Origin of the sequence: Companilactobacillus allii, from assembly GCF_001971585.1 — a bacterium.
GTDB lineage: Bacteria > Bacillota > Bacilli > Lactobacillales > Lactobacillaceae > Companilactobacillus > Companilactobacillus allii.
This window is the reverse complement of record NZ_CP019323.1, coordinates 1,960,936-1,981,367: the sequence shown is the minus strand read 5'-3', so window position 1 is coordinate 1,981,367 and position 20,432 is coordinate 1,960,936. Positions and strand designations below refer to the sequence as shown.

13 protein-coding genes and 1 other RNA gene are annotated in these 20,432 nt (G+C 33.5%); 3 read left to right on the top strand and 11 right to left on the bottom strand.

Annotated features, from left to right (window positions below; genetic code table 11):
* The first annotated feature begins 1 nt into the window (after position 1).
* Positions 2 to 946: a magnesium transporter CorA family protein gene (locus tag BTM29_RS09765; RefSeq protein ID WP_076616835.1), complete on the top strand. Its 945-nt coding sequence runs from the start codon at positions 2 to 4 to the stop codon at positions 944 to 946.
* Here BTM29_RS09765 and BTM29_RS09760 read toward each other — a convergent pair whose 3' ends face one another.
* The 4 genes from BTM29_RS09760 to BTM29_RS09745 form a co-directional block, all read right to left on the bottom strand.
* Positions 947 to 2,065, bottom strand: coding sequence for a THUMP domain-containing class I SAM-dependent RNA methyltransferase (locus BTM29_RS09760; protein WP_076616832.1), 1,119 nt, complete (start codon positions 2,063 to 2,065; stop codon positions 947 to 949).
* Positions 2,066 to 2,137: 72 nt separating this feature from the next.
* Positions 2,138 to 2,493: RNase P RNA component class B (gene rnpB, locus BTM29_RS09755), an RNA gene on the bottom strand.
* Positions 2,494 to 2,514: 21 nt separating this feature from the next.
* Positions 2,515 to 3,210, bottom strand: a complete 696-nt coding sequence (gene gpsB / locus BTM29_RS09750; RefSeq protein WP_076616828.1) for a cell division regulator GpsB — start codon at positions 3,208 to 3,210, stop codon at positions 2,515 to 2,517.
* 54 nt (positions 3,211 to 3,264) lie between these two features.
* A complete protein-coding gene (locus BTM29_RS09745; protein ID WP_076616825.1) occupies positions 3,265 to 3,816 on the bottom strand; it encodes an SLOG family protein in 552 nt (183 codons plus the stop codon).
* Between the two features lie 140 nt (positions 3,817 to 3,956).
* Here BTM29_RS09745 and recU point away from each other — a divergent pair, with 140 nt between their 5' ends.
* Both recU and BTM29_RS09735 read left to right on the top strand, forming a co-directional pair.
* Entirely contained in the window at positions 3,957 to 4,586 is a 630-nt protein-coding gene (recU, locus tag BTM29_RS09740; protein ID WP_076616822.1) for a Holliday junction resolvase RecU, read from the top strand.
* Positions 4,583 to 7,024, top strand: a complete 2,442-nt coding sequence (locus BTM29_RS09735; protein ID WP_076616818.1) for a transglycosylase domain-containing protein — start codon at positions 4,583 to 4,585, stop codon at positions 7,022 to 7,024. Before recU ends, BTM29_RS09735 begins: the two co-directional genes overlap by 4 nt.
* A gap of 56 nt (positions 7,025 to 7,080) precedes the next feature.
* Here BTM29_RS09735 and BTM29_RS09730 read toward each other — a convergent pair whose 3' ends face one another.
* From BTM29_RS09730 to BTM29_RS09700, 7 genes are all read right to left on the bottom strand, one after another.
* Positions 7,081 to 7,731 carry an endonuclease III domain-containing protein gene (locus BTM29_RS09730; protein ID WP_076616815.1) on the bottom strand — a complete coding sequence of 217 codons (651 nt, stop codon included), beginning with the start codon at positions 7,729 to 7,731 and terminating at the stop codon, positions 7,081 to 7,083.
* Positions 7,731 to 8,354: a DnaD domain protein gene (locus BTM29_RS09725; RefSeq protein ID WP_076616812.1), complete on the bottom strand. Its 624-nt coding sequence runs from the start codon at positions 8,352 to 8,354 to the stop codon at positions 7,731 to 7,733. Before BTM29_RS09725 ends, BTM29_RS09730 begins: the two co-directional genes overlap by 1 nt.
* A 251-nt stretch (positions 8,355 to 8,605) precedes the next feature.
* Positions 8,606 to 9,904, bottom strand: a complete 1,299-nt coding sequence (gene asnS / locus BTM29_RS09720; protein WP_076616809.1) for an asparagine--tRNA ligase — start codon at positions 9,902 to 9,904, stop codon at positions 8,606 to 8,608.
* Positions 9,905 to 9,924: 20 nt separating this feature from the next.
* The gene (locus tag BTM29_RS09715; protein WP_076616805.1) at positions 9,925 to 10,404 is read right to left on the bottom strand and encodes a cell wall elongation regulator TseB-like domain-containing protein; all 480 of its coding nucleotides are present in this window, start codon (positions 10,402 to 10,404) and stop codon (positions 9,925 to 9,927) included.
* A 62-nt stretch (positions 10,405 to 10,466) separates the two neighbouring features.
* Positions 10,467 to 13,271: a helicase C-terminal domain-containing protein gene (locus tag BTM29_RS09710; protein ID WP_076616802.1), complete on the bottom strand. Its 2,805-nt coding sequence runs from the start codon at positions 13,269 to 13,271 to the stop codon at positions 10,467 to 10,469.
* A gap of 17 nt (positions 13,272 to 13,288) precedes the next feature.
* Positions 13,289 to 16,915, bottom strand: a complete 3,627-nt coding sequence (addA, locus tag BTM29_RS09705; RefSeq protein ID WP_076616797.1) for a helicase-exonuclease AddAB subunit AddA — start codon at positions 16,913 to 16,915, stop codon at positions 13,289 to 13,291.
* Positions 16,908 to 20,420: a PD-(D/E)XK nuclease family protein gene (locus BTM29_RS09700; RefSeq protein WP_076616793.1), complete on the bottom strand. Its 3,513-nt coding sequence runs from the start codon at positions 20,418 to 20,420 to the stop codon at positions 16,908 to 16,910. Before BTM29_RS09700 ends, addA begins: the two co-directional genes overlap by 8 nt.
* Positions 20,421 to 20,432: the final 12 nt, after the last annotated feature.

Sequence of the window (20,432 nt, the reverse complement as noted above, 5' to 3'; positions counted from 1 at the left end):
AATGATAAATTCACAACCAATAGGCCAAGATTTGACGTTAGTAGATATTAACTCTAAGGAAAATCTCAGTGACAAAGATCGTAATATATTAATTGAAAAATATAATATTACTAATGAAATTTTAGATTACGCTGATGATACAAATGAACGTGCTCGTTTAGAATACGATGAACAAGCAAGTACTTTTTTAATTGTCTTTAATGTACAAAATGAAAATGTTGATGATGACACGCTTTCTGGAAGTACCTTACCCATTTCTTTTGCAATTAAAGGCGATCAACTATTCTTATTCACAAATAATTCGACTCATTACATAAAGGATTACGTAATAAATGCGCATCATCACTTCGAAAGTAGTATAGAGGATCGTATATGGGAGATCATATTCAACACTTTTGATCAAATAACAAGCGATTACAATGACCGTATGAGTGACATTAACCAAGACCGCAATCGAATTCAAAATCACATAAAACGTAGCCGTTCTTCTAAGAACCAAATTTTAGAATTGGCTGAGTTGGAAGATTTGATTACATATATCAGTACAGCTATCAATGGTAATTTTAATGTTGTCAAACAGATTGAAATCATTTCTACTGGTAAAATCCAAGATATAAATCTAACGAAGAAATCTAAAGAGCATCTTCATGATTCGATCATTGAAATTGAGCAAATTAGAGATCAAGCCAATTTAACTTCTGATATTATTGACCGAGTTGCTAATACATACAATAATATTTTGAATAATCAAACAAATACGACCATGAAAATACTGACAGTTTACACAATTGTCTTAAGTATTCCCACGATCGTATCAGGTTTTTATGGTATGAATATGAAACTTCCCGTTGCGGACAAATGGTGGTCATGGTTCTTTTCACTACTTGTCACTGGTGCGTTGATTCTTATGATTTTATGGGACCTTCACCGTCGTGACAGTTTATAATTAATGACGACGTTTTGCCCAATATTGATAATAATCGGCTCTAATCGAACCATTATATAACTTACGTTTCTTAGTAGCTCTTTGTCCATAGTATTTCTCAAATTCCAAATCACTAGTAAGAATATATTTACTCCATGTGGGAGCGGTTGAAAATACCGTTCCCATTTCTTTATACAATTTTCTAACAGTTTCCATATCACTCATACGTTGACCATATGGAGGGTTGGTAATGATAACACCATCATCACCTTCAATTTTCAAATCCTTTACAGCAACTTGCTTAAATTGAATGTCATGTAAAACACCAGCATCGTGAGCATTTAACTTAGCAAGATCAATCATTGAACCATCAATATCACTAGCAAATATATCAAGATCAATATCTTTTTCGTTAGCTCTAGCTTCTTCTTTTAAATTAGTAATTATTTTAGAATCAAACCAATCGAAATCTTCAAATGCGAAGTTACGCTGAATACCCGGCGCAATGTTTCTAGCCAATCGTGCAGCTTCAATTGCAATTGTTCCTGAACCAGTTGTTGGATCGATAAAGGGCATATCAGGATGCCAAACTGTCAATAAAATCATTGCGGCAGCAAAATTCTCTTTTAGAGGAGCCACACCGTGCTCAACACGGTATCCACGTTTATATAATGATGCCCCCGTTGTATCAATGGTTACTTCTACTTGATCTTTATGAATACGCGTTTCAATTTGGAAAGTTGCTCCAGATTCTGGTAAACGACCTCGACGCATATAAACATCAGCCATTTTATTAACAATGGCCTTTTTAGTAATTGCTTGAATATCGCGTTCTGAATGAAGCTCTGACTTAACGGTTCTCGCTTTGATGGGAAATGCTGCATTTAATGGCAACCATTTATCCCAAGCTATTGCGTATACTTTATCAAACAATTCTTCAAATGAAGTTGCTTCAAAAGTTCCAACAATAATCTTAATACGATCAGCACTACGTAACCAAAGATTAGCTTTGGCGATATCTTCATATTCACCATCAAAATATACTTTGCCATTCTCCGTTTGAGTCTCATAACCTAAATCCTGTAATTCACGTGCGGTTATAGCTTCAAAACCGCTTGACATTGTCGCAATTAATTTCATTTCTACCTCTTCATGAGTTTTAATTTTTCATACAAAAAAAGGACGAACAAGTCGTCCCTTACCATAGTAAATTTCTATAAGCCACGTTCTGTTCATGTACCGGCTAGGCACTCCGATACAGTTAGTAATCATCTATCTACAATTACGCCTTCACAGTAGATTCATTTCTCGTTATGAAGCGCCCCTACCAAAGTTTGGGTTGCCCGCTCGCGGGGTTTACCTCGTTCCACTATTACGGTTTCCCGTAATACTACGTCTCTGTGGCACTTTCAAGCTAGTAACACATGGCAAAAGCTTTAGTGCGTTCGCTGCCGTTACCCGAAGGTACCTTGGCTTATTGGGCCAAGCACGGACACTACAAGCATCTCAGCTCGTGCGGGCGTGGACTTTCCTCAGCCTAGATAACTAGGCCGCGATTACTCAAAATTTACCGATGAGTTCATTATACACTAATATTGGTTAAAATTACCATTATTATTAATATTTCCATTAAAACCATTCATATTCTGTCCTTGACGGTTAGATTGAAAATGATTCTGATCATTGAATCCTTGTTGATTATTCATCTGAGGTTGTTGTGTTCCGTGATCAGCATTTTGCTGGTTCATACGAGGATTGATTTCATTATGACCACTTTCAACACCATTCATATTATTAGGAACAGCAGCTGATGCAAATTGTTTAACATTTGCGTCATGACCATTTTCTTCAGGCAATCCATTCGAAAAGTCGTGTCCGAAAACACGATTCTCTAAATTCGATATTCTTTTTAGAATATCAAAATTAGTAGAAGATTCAGCCTCTGCAGCAATAGCACTTGCAGATTTTTGTTGATTCTTCATCTGTGGTCTAGGTCCAACGGCACGGTTTTTCATAGGTTGTGCTTGCTGGGGACGTTGTCCTTTTGATCCCAATTGATTCTTGAGATTTTCATTTTCTGATTGAATACGATTCAACTCATTTGAGTAAGCTTCATAATCCTTGATGATTCCATCTAGGAATTGATCAACTTCTGTAGGATCGTATCCTCTCATCTTTGTTTTAAATTCCTTTTGCAAAATATCATTTGGTTGGAAATTTAAAACAAATTCATTATCGTTATTTGGTTGTGGATTAAATCCATTCATCTGATTCATATTATTCATTTTGAACACCCCAATTTATGTTAGTTAATTATAACAAAAGAACTTACCTTTAAGCTAGTTATCAAACATTATATTAGCAAAATCCTGCATAGTATCAAAATCAACTAGTTCTAATTCGTAATTATTCCCGTTATTTCGGTAGTTTTCAATAGACTTATAGTCAAACTTTGGTTTTCCTTCACTATCCGGATCATAAAATATCATGGCTCCATCAGTGTGTTTTAACATGAAACTTTGCCAAGCTCTTAATTGTTCACTTGAATGATACCCCATATTCGTCAATTTATTAACATAGTCGGCATTTCTTAAAAAAATATTTAGTAATTGACGATTATTTTCGTTCCATTTGTCTCCAAATTGTGCAAATGGCAATATTACAGCATGTTTTATTTCATATCCTTGAGATTTTACATCTTGTATGGACTTTCCAATTATTTGTTCCGTTCCAAGTTGAGCACCTGTTAATACCCATTGCATTCCATCTTCTGCATAATTTATTAATCGTTCAGTAAAGAACTTTTGTATGACTTTGGCCTTTGGATCGTCAGGTTTAAATAATCCGATTTCATATGATCGATAGCCAGTTACCCATAAATTTTTGATCATTGAAAAAATCTCCTTAAAAAATTTTAAACTAACAAGCTTTTATTCTATAATACTATAAACAATGTTTAATATTTGTGAATTACTCACTCTCTCTATAATTCACATCGCCATGGTATAATGCACAAGTAGGAGTTGATATTTTGAAAATTAATTATCCTGATGGAAGAGCGTTTAATACTCCCCCATCAAAAAAATCTCCAGTTAATACCTCAGCTAAAAAGAAAATGATTTTTGGTGACCGTGGTATGACACTGGAGGAAGAAATAAATGAAAGCAATAAATATTACCGTAGCCACGATATTGCTGTTATTTATAAGAAACCAACGCCTATCCAGATTGTTAAAGTAGACTATCCTAAGCGTAGTCGTGCAGTTATCAAAGAAGCTTATTTCGCACAAGCCTCTACAACTGACTACAATGGAATTTATAATGGTTACTATATTGATTTTGAGGCAAAAGAAACAACACACAAGAACACATTTCCACTAAAGAACTTTCATCAACACCAAATTGACCATTTGAGAGCTTGTCAAAAACAGGGAGGAATATGTTTTGTAATTATCAAATATGTTTCCTTGAAGCGTTATTTCATAATGCCAGTTGACAACCTCTTTGAATATTGGAATGGACAAAGAAACAACGGTCCAAAATCAATTCAACTAAAACAAATTATTGATTGTTCAGTTGAAGTTAGTCCTGACTATAACCCTACTTTACCCTATATTAAAGCAGTTCAATCGCTTATAGAAAGTGGGAGGGAGAAAAAATGAGTAAAAATAAAAATAACACTCCTTCATCTAAAGCTATTTTGAAATCTATATTCAAATGGCTATTAGCCCTTATTGGAGTGTTAGCAGTAGCATTTATCGCCGTTTTTGTTTATTACGCGTTGAGTGCTCCTACCGTAAGCCAAGAAAATTTACAAAGTGGTGGTTCGTCAACAATTGTTGACACTAATGGGAAAACCATTGCTACTTTAGGAGCCAACAAAAGAAATTACGTAACAATCGATAAAGTTCCTCAAAGGGTTCAAGATGCTGTTATATCAATTGAGGACAAAAACTTCTATAACGAACCATTAGGTATTGATCCAATAAGAATTGTTAAATCAGCAATTACCAACGTAACCAAAGGAACTTTACAAGGTGCAAGTACTTTAACACAGCAATTAATTAAATTAACTGTCTTCTCCACTGATGCTAAAGATCAAACCTTTAAGCGTAAAATGCAAGAAGCATATCTTGCAATGCGAGTAAGTCAAAAATTCTCCAAGCAACAAATTCTTGAATTTTACTTAAATAAGGAATACTTCAACAACGGTATCGGTGGTATTAAAACTGCCTCAAAGTATTACTATGGTAAATCATTGAATAAACTTACCGTAGCACAAGCAGCACTTCTAGCTGGTATTCCAAATGCCCCAAGTAATTATGACCCCTACGTTCACCCTGATGCAGCAAAGTCACGTAGAGACTTAGTTATCACTGCTATGTACAACAATAACAAAATAACCAAAGCACAAGAAAATGAAGCACTTGATACACCGATCGACGATGGATTGGAACCTTACAAAAAAGTAAGTAATAGTAATGATACAAAACGTATTGTATCTGATCCATATATAAAAGAAGCAATTACTGAAGTTAAGAAAAAAGGATTTGATCCATACCGTGACAATTTAAAAATCACTGTAAATATGGATTACGGAGCACAAAAGAAACTTTATAGCATCGTAAATTCCGGTACAGTGGCCTTCCAAGATGCCAAAGAACAAGTTGGTGCAACTATAGTTAATCCAAATAACGGTAAAGTGGTTGCTATGATTGGCGGTAGAAACCTATCTAATATTCAATTTGGTCTAAATCGTGCTGTTCAAACATCACGTAGTAACGGATCAACTATGAAACCTATTCTAGACTATGGTCCAGCAATTGAATATTTAAATTGGTCAACTTATCATCAAGTTGAAGATACAGCTTATACTTATGCCGGAACAGATATTGAATTAAAAGATTGGGACGAACAATACGAGGGACAAATAAGTATGCGTGATGCCCTTGTCAATTCAAGAAATATACCTGCCATTCGTACCCTATCAGACGTTGGACTCACTAAAGCAAAGGGATTCGCCAATAAACTTGGTATGAATCTTAAATCAAGTGATCCTTTAAGCGTTGGTATCGGTGCTGAAGCATCTAGTGTTCAAGGCGCATCTGCTTATGCCGCATTCTCAAATGGTGGTACTTACTACAAGCCAACTTATATCTCAAAAATTGAGACAGCTGACGGGATCACTCATAAGTATAGTTCCAAAGGAAAACGTGTTATGAAGGCATCAACAGCCTATATGATCACAGATGTACTTAAAGGTGTTCCAACTAGTTATGCTACATACGCAAACATCTCAGGATTACATCAAGCAGGTAAAACTGGTACTACTAATTATTCTTCCGATGCAATCGCAACTAATTCAGCACTTAGTGGCACTGCTAAAGATGCTTGGTACAATGGCTATACGAAGAATTATTCAATGAGTGTTTGGACCGGTTATGACTCTCCTAATTCGAGTGGTATCGCAATGAGTTATCAAAGTGTAGCTGGTAAAGTCTATAAGGCTGAAATGGAATATTTACAAAGTAAGTCAAATAGTACTAATCCAAACTGGAAGAAACCTAGTTCTGTTGTAAAACTAAACATTTTAAATAATGGATCGACTACACCAACTGTAGCCTCTTCATCTAGTGGTGCAACTAGTGAATTGTTCGTTAAGGGATATGCACCTAATAACCCTTATAAAGGAACTGAGAGCTCTTCATCAACTTCTAACAGTACTTCGGAATCAAGTAGTAATGATGCCACTACAACAAGACCATCAAGTAGCTCGTCTGAATCAACTGATACAGATAATGACACAACTACAGATGACTCAACGACTACTGGAACCGGTAGTACTGGTAATACTTCAACTGATAATAATACTTCCACAGATAACACTAATACTAATAACAGTGGAAATACTTCGTCTAACAACAACACTGGAAATACCAATAACGGTGGAAGTACTAATACTGGTGACACAAGTAATTCTGGTAACACTGATACAAATACTAATACAGATACAGGTTCAACTGGAGATACCAGCAACCAAGGTTCAACGACTCAAGGTGGCTCTACTACCCAAAGTGGTTCTACTAATGTATCGAATTAATTTAAACTAAAAAGATTCCAAAATCGAAATTAATCGGTTTTGGAATCTTTTTTTAGTTAAATAAGAGCTTCATTTTCTTCATTTAATTTATCGCAATCAATGATCAACTGGCAAACTTCCTTATCAGGAGTTAACTTCATTGAATACTTTCTACCATATTCAATCATTGTATGATGAGCTCTATGCAACTCATCAGGTTTCATTACACTAACAATTTTGTTTTCTACCTGTAATGGAGATGCTTTTTCATCAATAAAATGTAGTCTCTTTGAAATTGCTGAAACGTGTGTATCTACGGCAAAAGTTGGCTCATTGAATACATCACTTAAAACTACATTGGCAGTTTTTCTACCAGCCCCTGGCAAAGCCATAATCCCGCTTCTAGTCGTTGGAACAACATCGTTCAATTCTTCATGAACAATTCTTGCAGTTTTAATAATATTTCTAGCTTTATTATGAAACAAACCAACACTCTTAATTATCTGTTCAACATCTGAAACGTCCGCATTCATCAAATCTAGTGGATTAGGATACTTTGAAAATAGAATTGGTGTAACTTTATTTACCGAAACGTCTGTGGCTTGTGCGCTCAAAATAACCGATACAAGATATTGAAATGGCGTCCTGGAATCCAGTGATGGTCCTACAGGTCCAATATCTTCTTCCATTTGCTCAATTGCCCATACGATCTGCTCATCTTTTAACATTAATAACCCAACTTCTTTCGTCTTTCTTGGAGTTGCTCAGCTGTCTTAATATTACTCTTTTCCCAACTTATTAAAATCCGATCCATATACTTCATGGAATATGCTTGATTCAAAATAGCTTCTCGTAGTGCTAACTCAATTAATTTAATTGGGTAATGATCATCATCAATCCATTGATGGACCTGATCTTGTTCAATTGGAGAAATTGGACGTCCGAATTCAACCTCAATCTTTTTAAACAGTTCTTCAGTATCTGACATTAGTTTGGATTTTTGATCAGACTCTGACTTTTGATTTAACAAAACTTCCAATCTTTTGAAAATTGGAGTTAATACATAGATATCACGTTGTTGATGATGATCTATTATTGTCTCTAAGTCTATTATTCCCAATTTTATCAGTCCTTGGATAATTGTATAAATGGTTGATTCATCCATACCAGTGTCCTCACCGAGAGTTTGTGCCATAGGAAATTGTATCCCCTTTTGTGCATACATAGATAATTCCATATAAATTATTAAATCTTTTTCCGTCATCCCTAATTTACTATAATTCCTTAAAATCAAGTTACTAACACTAGTATTACCACTAGATAAAAACTGTTCAAAGATAGATTCGTCCATTTATTTCACTTCTTTCAATATTGCGTTACTTACAAATAGTTATGACAAAACATGCTTTTTTTGATTAAAATTTTAGAAGGAGTTGTGACATAACTATTTTTCTACTCAAACTTGCAGTGAAAACGCGTGTCAAAATACAATTTTCTCCTTATAAGTCCAAAAATCCGATATTTACTTACGTAAATACCGGCTTTTTAGATTTATAAACGAAAACTGAACGTGTTCTACCACGCTCTCTTTCTTTGATTAAATTATGGTCTTAAACGATTGATCATACGTGGGAATGGAATTGCTTCACGTAAATGATCTAGGTGACAGATCCAAGTAATAGCACGTTCTAGTCCCATACCAAAACCGGAATGAGGAACTGAACCGTATTTTCTAAGGTCTAGGTACCATGAATAATCTTCTGGATTTAATCCCTTTGCTTTAACAACTTCTTCAAGCTTATCATAGTCTGTTTCACGTTCTGAACCACCGATTATTTCTCCATATCCTTCTGGTGCTAATAAGTCAGCGCAGACAAACAATCGATCATCATCTGGATCTGGCAACATATAAAATGACTTGATTTCTTTAGGATAATTCAAGATAAATACTGGTTGTTCAAATTGTTCTGATAGATATGATTCCTCAGGAGAACCAAAGTCATCTCCCCATTTAACATCCATACCTGCACCTTGAAGCATCTCAATTGCCTTATCATAAGTAATCTTAGGATATGGTGTCTTAGTATACTTCTTTAGTGTTTCAATATCACGATCAATTAACTTCAAATCATAAGCACAATTGTCAATAACACGTTGAACTAAGTATGCTACATAATTTTCTTGAACTTCAAGACTTTGTTCTTGGTGCATGAATGCCATTTCCGGTTCAATCATCCAAAACTCAGTTAAATGACGACGTGTCTTTGATTTTTCAGCACGGAATGTTGGTCCAAAGGTAAACACCTTACCATACGCCATAGCACCGGCCTCAGCGTATAATTGACCACTTTGTGACAAGTATGCATCTGTATCAAAGTATTCTGTATGGAACAATTCTGTAGTTCCTTCTGGAGCAGTACCTGTGAATATTGGTGAATCCATTTTAATGAAGCCATTATCATTGAAGAAATCATAACTTGCTTTAATAATTTCATTTCTAATATGCATAATTGCAAAAGGACGACGTGATCTTAACCAAAGATGACGTTCATCAAGCAAGAAATCAATTCCATGTTCCTTATTACCAATTGGATATCCTTCACTGTCGTCAATAACTTCGATATCTGAAACTTGTATTTCATAACCAAAGTGTGAACGATCATCTTTATGAATCGTACCTGTTATCCAAAAACTAGCTTCTTGATGAAGGCCTTTAGCTGTAGTGAATGTTTCTTCACTAACTTCATTCTTCAATACAACACCTTGGAAAAAGGCAGTCCCATCTCTTAATTGCAAGAAAGCAATTTTACCTGATGAACGCTTATCTGTAAGCCATACACCAATTTTTACTTCTTGATCTACATAGTTTTTTGCATCAGCAATGTTGATCTGTTTTACCATGAATAATTCCCCTTTGTTATCTAAATATTATTAATAATCTGAACACTCTTGCCCGAGCGAAAATCAACTAAGTTGTAACCGATATTACCCGCCTTGTTCTTAAAGGCAACTTCCCAAGTAGGCTTACCTTTGTACATCCCAAGGTTTATATGCAGTATTTTAACCGCATCATACCTATCGGCAACTCCTTTTACGACATCCTTACGAACAGGTGCATTATTCAAATCTATAGTTTTTGCTTTACCACTTTTGGCATTGATGATCACGTAACGGTATTTATTATTCTTTGTTAAACCACCAACAGAATAATACTGTTTCTCACGAGTATAATTTCCAAAGTAATCATCTTTGACTATACCGGCCTTTTCTTTTGCAATTTCATCTGCTTGAGATCTGGCACTCGTATTAGGAGACGATGAGATGTTAACAAAAGTCAATGCCGAAACAATTACTAGTGCAACAAGTGATATAGCTAACAAAATTTTTGTGCTTCTATTCATAATTTTTCCTTTACCTTAGTCAACTTAAATAGTACAGCAACAATAGTATATCAACTTTTTGTCTAATTCAAAAATTCATTTATATCTTTTTTAATTAAATCGATATTTTCACTAATAACTGGTAATTCTTTTGGTAATGAATTCAAAATTTCTTTTCCGTAATTTTTAGTTAAAATACGATTATCCAATAATAATATCACACCTTTATCATTAGGACTCCTAACTAGACGTCCCAATCCTTGGCGCAACTGAAGTATTGCTTTTGGCAATGCATCAGCCTTAAAGATATTCAAACCACGTTCGCGTAAAATATCCTGTCTGATTTTTACATCTGGTTGTTCAGGCGATTCAAAAGGAATTCTTGTGACAATTAGTATTTCCAACATCTTATTAGGAAAATCTACACCCTCCCAAAAAGAATTGGCACCTAATAGCACAGATCTTTGTCCGATTGCAAAACGCTTCTTGATTTTTTCATTAGTTCCAGTCACACCTTGGGCAAGTATCTCCCATTTTTCCTTAACATCGGTGCCCATCAACCGTTCATAGACTTTACTCAAGGTATTTAATGAATTGAACAAGATCATTGTTTGACGATCCATATTATCAAGTACTTCAACTATATATCTAGTTATCATATCAAAATATTCATCATTATTAAGTGTACCGATATCTGGAATGTCTGATGGTAAATAGATTTTAGCATTTTTTGACATATTGTTAGAATCTGGAAGAATCTTCATTTGGTTGATTTGTTCCTCATCTAATTGCAGATCCATTATGAAATGTGAAAAATCTTTTTGAATCGTAATAGCAGCACCAATAGCAATTATTTGATTGAACCTATCAGTAACTTGATCGACCAAATCCTTAATATCAAATTGTCTCCAACTTACCTTTAAGGTATTAGGTTCATAATAGTCACGCATTTCAATTTGAAGTCCAAATTCTTTTTTATTACCTTGTAACGATTGCAACAACTCATCCAAATTACTAAGTGTGCCACGTAACTTACTATTTTCAATTATTAAATTTGAAATAACTTTTGATAGTTCAACCGAAATAAAATTCTTCTGAAAATTATATTGATCAAATAATGTATCAATTCGATTAACGATCAATGATAGTTCAATAATCAGATCAGAAAACAAATCTATCAATTCAGAATTATCCTTACCAAAATTTTGTTGACTATCAATAATTGAAACGAATTGTTCTCTATTTTTTAATGAGACATTATTTTGAATATAATTTTCAAAAATATTAAATTCAAGTCGTTGCATTAACTCACCAACTGCTTGAAAATGGCTCTCCATATCCTGAAGATCCTGATAATTCCAAAGTTGAGTCGTTACTTCAGTAAATGCATAACGTAGTGTAACTCGATTTTGGTACAAAATATCGCTAATCTTTTTGACATATTCATTCAATCGCAAGAAATCTACATTAGGTGAAGCTACATCCCTTAAACTGTCAGCAAAGTGATTAGCCTCGTCAACTACAAGAAAAGAACTGTCTCCCCATATATTACTATCTAAATTTCTGGCTAGAAAAGATTGATTAGTCACTAAAATCAATGATTCATGATAGCGATTTTGTTGATAATTCCAAAAGTCATCGTCACTAAATAAAGTGTTATTTTTTTGTTCTCCTCGATGCCTAATTATCGTAAATAGTGGACTGTTGTAATTAGTTAAATGTAATTCACTTAAATCACCAGTCGTAGTCATAGTTAGCCAGACAATAATCTTCATTTTTAATATAGCTGTATGACTATGCATTTTATAATTATCCAAAGCTTCATAAAATCTATCCAAGTCGATAAAGTTATAACTACTTTTAACAACTTCTGCATGATAATTATTGCCAGTAACTTGGCTAAGCAAAGGAATGGATTGTTCAATGATCTGTTGCTGAAGAACCTTGGTAGTTGTAGCAATAACTAGTTTTTGATCACTATTCACTGCATATGACAGTGGTAACAAATAACCTAGTGTCTTACCAGAGCCAGTTGGTGCTTCGATCAAATTCCATTTTTTATGATTATTTTGATGCTGACTAGTCTGATAAATATCATCCATTAATAAAGCTTGATTCTTACGATAATCCAAAATTCCACTTAACTTATTCTGCTTTTCTTTTTTAGTTTTGGGGTATTTAGAATTATGATCGATTTCTTCTGCTACATGGAAATCTTTCTTGCGTAATATCAAACCATTTTTCTCATACAAATAATCTGGCAAAGTGTTGTTCTTACTTTCTACCTCTTGCTCAACTAACTTAAAAACTAAGTTAGTATCACGGATAGTATCTTTTCCAAAAATAGCCAAAAGTTTTAAGGTCTGTAATGGTAGTTCTTGCAGACGCTTAATAATTATCAAAAACAACTTGGCTGTAACTAAGGCATCACTATCTGCACTATGTGGATTGTCATGTTCAATACTTAAATATCCCGTTAAATCCTGTAGCTTATAACTACTAATAGTTGGAAATAGGATCTGTGATAGTTCAACAGTATCAATTGCCTTAATATTAAGTTCATTCATACCAATTCGTTTGAATTCACGATTTAAAAACGTTAAATCAAAATTAACATTATGTGCAATAAATACTTTGTTTTTGAGTAACTTAAAAATTTTTGGTGCCATTTCTTCAAAAGTCGGTGAATCCTTAACATCCCCATCGCTCAATCCAGTTAAAGCTGTAATTCTGCTTGGAATTGGTACTTCGGGATTGATTTTCTGGTTATAAATTTTAACAATTTCACCATTCTCAATAAGTGCACAGCCAAATTGAATAATACGCCCGTTGTCATGCCAATTGGCATTAGTCGTCTCAAGGTCGACAACAGCGTAGGAATTTTTCAATATAGTTCACCACTAATCTAATTATTATTTTTACTTAAATTTACTGCCTGATTAATCTTCAAAAAGTATAAATATTTTTCTTTAACGGGTTTATGACGAATGGCCGAAATTGCTTGAGCATATAAATTCAACTGACCAGAGTAATTATCAATCGCTTGATGAATACTTTTGGAATTAACATTGTCAGTTTTATAGTCAAAGAGAATTATACTGTCTTCTAATTCAATCACTACATCAATAATACCATGAACCAAAATCCTTTCATCATCATAATCACTATTTCTTGAATTTTTGAATAACATTTTTGCTGGCATCAAAACTGAAAATGGAAATTCACGAGAAACATCGTCATGATTCTTTAAGATGATCTCACCCAAGTCGCTCTGATAAAACTTCACCAGACTATTCAAATCAATTCTTTTTGCTACTTGATCAGAGATTGTACCCTCAGCTATAGAAGTATCCAATAATGTTTTGAATGCTTGTTCATTTGGAATACTTTCAATGTTTATTTTCTGCAATAGTAAATGAGTGGCACTACCTACTTCTGCTGACGACACCTTATTAGTATCATTGAGAAATTTTGGTTTTGAAAAGCTTTCTTTAATATACTTACCATTTTCCGATAATAGATCATCGCCCATATTATCATCATCTGGATCAGCGAACAGTCCCTTAATATCAGATACGGATTGATAAGCTGTAGTTTCAACGGATTCTTGATACTTGTAATTGAAATTAATAAGCTTATTTACTGTATCCTTAAATTTCTTTGAAACTTCTTGTGGAGCGCTAGATTCTATATCACTTTTAACAGACTCTATCGAATTACTCTCTTCATTCATAATTTCCAGTGTAACGTGAGCTGATTCGTTAACGTATTTACTGTCATTATTAACTCTATCTCTATAATCCAGAACACTCATTCCGACTAAATTTTGATAATTTTTAGAACTCAGTCTTGAGGCTTCATCCAGTACGCCATTTTCTTGAACAGTTGCTTGATCCCAGCTATTCATTAATTTTTCTGGATCTTTTTCAAATCCAATCATAATTATTTTTTGTTTAGCACGAGTCAAGGCAACATACAATAATCTCATTTCCTCAGATATCGTGGAAACTTTCTTCTTGGCCGCAATCAATGAGCGTTGCATAGAATGGATTGCGATCCGGCTATTTGTATCTAATACCGTAACTCCCATTCCAAGATCAACGTCAAATAACGTGTCCCCGATGTAATCTGAAGTGTTAAAACCATGACTAACATCTAAAAATAATACAACTGGAAATTCCAATCCCTTACTAGCATGAACTGTCATAACTTTTACTGTATCATCGACCGCTTCCACACTATTTGGTTGCGCTAAATCTTTATTCATCTTTTCCATACGTTGAATAAAATCAATGAACTGATGAAGTCCTTTTAAATTAGTTTCTTCATAAGAACTTGCTCGCTGATATAGCGCATGTAAATTAGCTGAACGCTGTTTACCACCAGGCATCCCTGAAACATACTCCAAAAGTCCAGTTTCTTGATATATCTTCCAGATCAATCTAGCAATACTGCTCTTATTAGCAAAATCACGATATGTCTCTAACTGAATAAAAAATGTCTTGATCTTATTTTTCAAATTATCATCAGTATTTTTAACAAGATAGGATTTCATCGCCGTTAAATAATCATCAGATTTATCAACTAGTCTTATTTCGGCCAGATCTTCTTCATTTAATCCCACGATTGGAGATCGTAAAACAGCCACTAGTGGAATATCTTGTCTAGGATTATCAACTATTTGAAGCATTGACATCATAATTTGTAGCTCAGTCGTTTGAAAATAATTTTGAGCATCAGTGACCATCAGTGGTATTTCTGCTTTGGCAAAATATGAAATCAAGTCAGTATTATTATTCTTAGTCCTAGACAAAATAGCAATATCAGAGTACTTAATATCACGAGTTGTTTGATGTTTGTTATCAAAAATTTGAAATTTTGAATCTACTAATTCTTTAATTCTTGTTGCGGCAAACTCTATTTGACTTTGTCGCTTGGTAACAGCATTGACATTTTTATCACGACTAACAATATACATCTCATTATTAGAATCAACATCTTTTGAAAAATTCGTACCTTCAATCAGCTTTGAATTATCATCATAATCAATATCACCAATACTTTTATCAAAAATCTTCATAAATATAGCGTTAATAAAATCATCAACTGATCCTGAAGATCTAAAGTTCATCGATAAATTGATCAATTCATTAGGATTCTCATCTTTTTGAAATTCTGCATATTTTTGAGCAAAAATGTATGGTGCTGCTTGACGGAAACCGTATATAGATTGCTTAATATCTCCAACCATGAATATATGATTGTCATCATTAGACAACAATTGGATAATATCTTCTTGCATCGCATTAACATCTTGATATTCATCGATCATGATCTCAGAAAATTTATTCTGATAATAGTTCAAGGCAACTTTTTTATCATCAACACTTGAGGTCAAGATCAAAACCGCCTTATGTTCTAGATCATTGAAATCAAGAGAGTGATTATCAAGTTTTAGTTTTGAAAATTCTTTCATAAAACGATGTTCAACTTCAACTAGCTTCTCAATCAATTTGACTGATAGATTCATTGTTTCAATAGTTCCATCTTCATTTTGCAAAAAGAAATCATTGATCAGATCTGTTGTTAATTGTTTACTTATTAGTCCACGAGTTGCTTTGACTGATTCAAGGATATCAGTATCGACCCCCTCCTTATCAGCCTTTTTAATTGCTTTAGCCCGTTTTAACTTAATATCTAAAATACTTTGACGAAGCTCATCGTATGATACTTTATTTATATTCAGCTCGATATTAGTCAACTGTTCAATTAAATCCTTAAACACCACAACATAGTTAACTGCCAATTGATCATCATTAGCTATATTGATTGCACCTTTAGACTCATCTATTATCTGTTGCAACGATTTTGATAATTGCGGAATAAAGTAGTTCTGATAAAATTTGGACTCACTAAATGGCTTATTTACTCGATAATTAGAACTTAATCCATCTAACCATTCATCCGTCTTTGAGTTTGTAATTGCAAAATTATACAGATTAAAAACAACTTCAACTAATCCATCGTCACTACGATCATTAGAAAAATTCTCTGTTAAGTTTAAAAAATCTTCGTCATCTTTTTCATAATAATAGTTCCTGACATTATCAAAAGCTTGTTCCTGGATCATTGATCTCTCAGTATCATCACTTAATAATCTGAAATTAGGATCAAGGTCGATCACATAGTAAAACTTCTTAATAATACTTAAACAAAACGCATGCAACGTACTTATATTAGCTGAGGGAATCTTAAAGATCTGTTCCTGAAGATGACGTTTTAATTCATGGTCAATTTCTTCATCATTAATTATTTCTTTAATTCTGGCTACCAGTCGATCCTTCATCTCTTTTGCTGCAGCATCTGTAAAGGTAGCTACAAGCAAATTGTCGATACTTTTGTTTTGTTTCAACATCTCAACAATACGTTCAATCAGAATTGTTGTTTTACCGGAACCGGCCGCAGCTGACACTAATATGTCGTGACCACTATGGAAAATGGCCTTTTTTTGATCATTTGTCCATTCAGGCATCCTCATTTCCTCCCTCTAAAACGTCTTCAATTTGTTTCAAAACATCAATTTTTTTATAATTTATTATTTCGTGGTAATCATTCTCCGGTAACATCGCATCAAATTCAAAAATTGGACGATAATCGCTGAATTCTAATCCAGTCTTCATTTCATGGTCTCGAAATGGGTTAAGTTCCAATTGTCCAGAGTAGATTTTTTCTCCAGCCTTAGTAATTAAGTGACGATTATAATTAAGAATTTTAAACAAGTCACTCTCACTAACCACACTCTCAGGAGCTGCCTCTAATCCATGTGCTTTAGTTATCTTAATTGGCAAAATTGGTGAAGGTCCATTTACTAACTCAGTATCAAGGTTTTTAAGTAAAGTTTCATCGTCTAAAACTAATCCCTTAAGCTTGAATTTGCCTAATAAATCCTCATCAGTAAAGCCTTTTTTAGTTAGGATCAATTTTGGATTTTGAATATGAGAATAAAATGCTCCGGCAATTTTTGCATCATTATCTGTCGTCAATAAGTCTTTATTTTCGACTAAACTTTGCAGATATGTTGGCATCTGCATTGTGATTCCCTCTAAGAAGTCAGAAAAAACAAAGTCACGATCACTAGACTTATAGTCAACAACAGCCAAATAGTCCTTATTATCTAATTTCAATTCATCAATTCGATCAATCTTACCACGGACATTTATCCAATGTTTACCTAGTACTTTAAGTGCTATTCCAGGTAAATTACCTTCTCCATTAATACGACCAAAAGTTACTTCACTAGCCCGTGGCACGAAGTCATTTCTTGAAAGTTGTCGTTTGATTGCTGTGACTAGCTGTTTTAATGTCTTTTCGATCTGCTGAGCAATAAATTCCATCCTGGCTGAAGATAAGAATATTTTATTCTCGGGATAAGTGATTTTCTCTTTGAAAATATCGCCAACAATTTTGTTGATCTGTTCATCAGTTAGGTTCTGTATTTTAACTTGTTGCTGATTGGTGAATTTTACTAATCCATCGAGTACAGCATGGAATAACGACCCTGTTTGAGATGAAGATATTTCAAATACCTTTCTCGGTTGTAAACGCAATCCATACTTCAAGAAATACTCATATTCATTCTTATAAAACGTCTCTAATCTGGAGATCGAAACATTCATATTATCGCCATACAATTGTTCAACAGTGTTCCCATCTAATTTAGTTGGTACATTCTTATAATCTAGTGAATTTAACGCAAATTTGGTTTGATCATTATTTTCATCTAATAAAACACTACGAACGTATTTCCAAGGTGCTGATAACTCTAATTTTTCATCCTTAGCTGATCTAGAAATACGAATCAAGTAATTCAAACTGGATGTCTTAGATCCTATATACGGTAATATTTGACTCTCTTTAACAGCTCCAGTGTCAGGATTTAATAAGACGACTTGTTCCGTTAAATCAAAGTACTTCATGATTCTAGTCACATAACTAGATAATTCTTGTTGCTTATTATCATCTGTAAAATTGGGGTACGTAAAAATCAACCTTTGTTTGGGAGTGGTAAAAATAATGTCGTGTAAAAATGGTTCAGAATTATTAATGACTTCATCTGTATCCTTTAGAAATTTTCCATCTTCTAGACCATTTGAAATAATCTGTCGTTCATCATCACTGATAATATCATTAGATACAGAACTTCCTGGCATATTATTAACCGTCGCACCAAGGATGATAACGATTTTTCTATCTTCTGGTTGAATCATCCCTATTTCAGAGATACTGACCGCATCAAGTGTCGATGGAACTTGAGAATAATTAGCACTTTCAAAGGCTGCATCAAGTATTTCAATAAATGCATCTGAATCAAATGTTTCTTCACTGAAAACTGAAACATATTCATCTAGTATTTCATTGAATTTACTTACGACTTGATCTGGTTGATTAGCAAAGGCCAAATCATTTTGTTCCATAGCTTGCTTTTGCCAATTTATTAATCTTTCAAAAACACCACACTTACTCAAAAATGAATATAAAAATGTCACACTTTCGATACTAGTATGTGTTTGTTTAAAGAAAGCATCTAATTTTTTATATAGCTTAACAATATAATTTTTAACAATATTCATTACCTGAAAATTGTTGATTATGACCTGGTCTACTTCCTCATCAAGTTTTGCATTAGGTACAAAATCTTCACCCAACCAATTACGCTTAGTTAATCCATTGGCTAATACGAAATTCTCAAGCAAATCAATAGCTGAACGAAATTCACTAATATCAATATCGACAAATTCCTCAGGTATCAATAGTTCTGTTCTCAAAAGTGCTATCACATCAGAACTTTGCAATCCATGGTTAACAATAGCAAATAACAAATCTATCATCTTTTTAAAAGGATGATCTACCATTTTATTCTGAAGATCAACAAAATATGGTACTTCACTATTTTCCATAAATGATTCAATGAACGAACCATATTGTCCAAGATCTCTAGTTAAAATCAAAAAGTCCTTATACCTATAGCCTTGTGTTGCCACCAAATTTCTTATGTAAGTACTTGTCGAAGATACTTCTGTTTGCTTATTAGTACATTTCCAAATTTGAACAGAGTTTTTATTATCCAACTTTGCCGCAGGTTTCTTTCCATATCCGCTGGATTGAATCCAATAATCTTCAAGATTAGCAATATCTGGAAGAACTCGTAAAGAATCGGCCAATTCATCATGATGATTGATATGATTTGTTTTAGCAATTTCACTTAATTGATTATATGTTCTCAATGGTCTCTGATAAAATTCAGTCTCATCATCTTCATTTGAGGCTTGTATATCCATAGAAAATGAAATATCCACGATTGAACAATTAATGATCATTGATCTCACTAAATTCAATTCTTGAGCAGTAAATGAAGAAAATCCTGAAATATAGAAATAGTAATTTTTTGAATGTATATCTTCATCAAAGTATTGACTCAAAGCATCAAGCTCAAAATTATTAGTAGCTAATCCTGAAATTTGTTTGAAATAATCACTATAGATAATATTTAACTCTTCAATCTTATCAATGAATAAATCAGGATTGTTTTGATTCAATACTGATTCAAGATCATCAGGCTGCACTTTACCATTTAATAATTCAGTGAACTGACTAGACAACTGGTCTATGAATCCCGATTTACCCACCATGCCTGAAAATATCTTCAATTCAGACTCATGTTGTAAAATAATATTGCGTAATAACATCGCTGATTTAGTCTCAGTTAAGGATTCAGTGTTATAAATACTTTGATCACGTAAAAAGTACCAAGCCAAACGTGAAAATGAAAAGCTCTGAACATTACTTGTGGCAATCAATTCATCATCATCATTGCCTAAGCTTCTCAGTGTATTAATTTCAGATTCAAACTTAATATGATTGGGAACGAGGAAGAAAAATTGTCCATTGGGATTTTTTTTATAATCCTTTTGGAATAAGTCCATTATTTTTTTTTGATGATCAAATTGATTTTTGCCGAGCACAAAGTTTAAAGTCATATGTTATTTATC

What these genes read in the sequence shown, in the direction of transcription:
- BTM29_RS09765 (WP_076616835.1), top strand. Translation starts at nt 2, where the DNA reads ATGATAAATTCACAACCAATAGGCCAAGATTTGACGTTAGTAGATATT.
- BTM29_RS09760 (WP_076616832.1), bottom strand. Translation starts at nt 2,065, where the DNA reads ATGAAATTAATTGCGACAATGTCAAGCGGTTTTGAAGCTATAACCGCA.
- gpsB (WP_076616828.1), bottom strand. Translation starts at nt 3,210, where the DNA reads ATGAATAATATGAATCAGATGAATGGATTTAATCCACAACCAAATAAC.
- BTM29_RS09745 (WP_076616825.1), bottom strand. Translation starts at nt 3,816, where the DNA reads ATGATCAAAAATTTATGGGTAACTGGCTATCGATCATATGAAATCGGA.
- BTM29_RS09735 (WP_076616818.1), top strand. Translation starts at nt 4,583, where the DNA reads ATGAGTAAAAATAAAAATAACACTCCTTCATCTAAAGCTATTTTGAAA.
- BTM29_RS09730 (WP_076616815.1), bottom strand. Translation starts at nt 7,731, where the DNA reads ATGTTAAAAGATGAGCAGATCGTATGGGCAATTGAGCAAATGGAAGAA.
- BTM29_RS09725 (WP_076616812.1), bottom strand. Translation starts at nt 8,354, where the DNA reads ATGGACGAATCTATCTTTGAACAGTTTTTATCTAGTGGTAATACTAGT.
- asnS (WP_076616809.1), bottom strand. Translation starts at nt 9,904, where the DNA reads ATGGTAAAACAGATCAACATTGCTGATGCAAAAAACTATGTAGATCAA.
- BTM29_RS09715 (WP_076616805.1), bottom strand. Translation starts at nt 10,404, where the DNA reads ATGAATAGAAGCACAAAAATTTTGTTAGCTATATCACTTGTTGCACTA.
- addA (WP_076616797.1), bottom strand. Translation starts at nt 16,915, where the DNA reads ATGCCTGAATGGACAAATGATCAAAAAAAGGCCATTTTCCATAGTGGT.
- BTM29_RS09700 (WP_076616793.1), bottom strand. Translation starts at nt 20,420, where the DNA reads ATGACTTTAAACTTTGTGCTCGGCAAAAATCAATTTGATCATCAAAAA.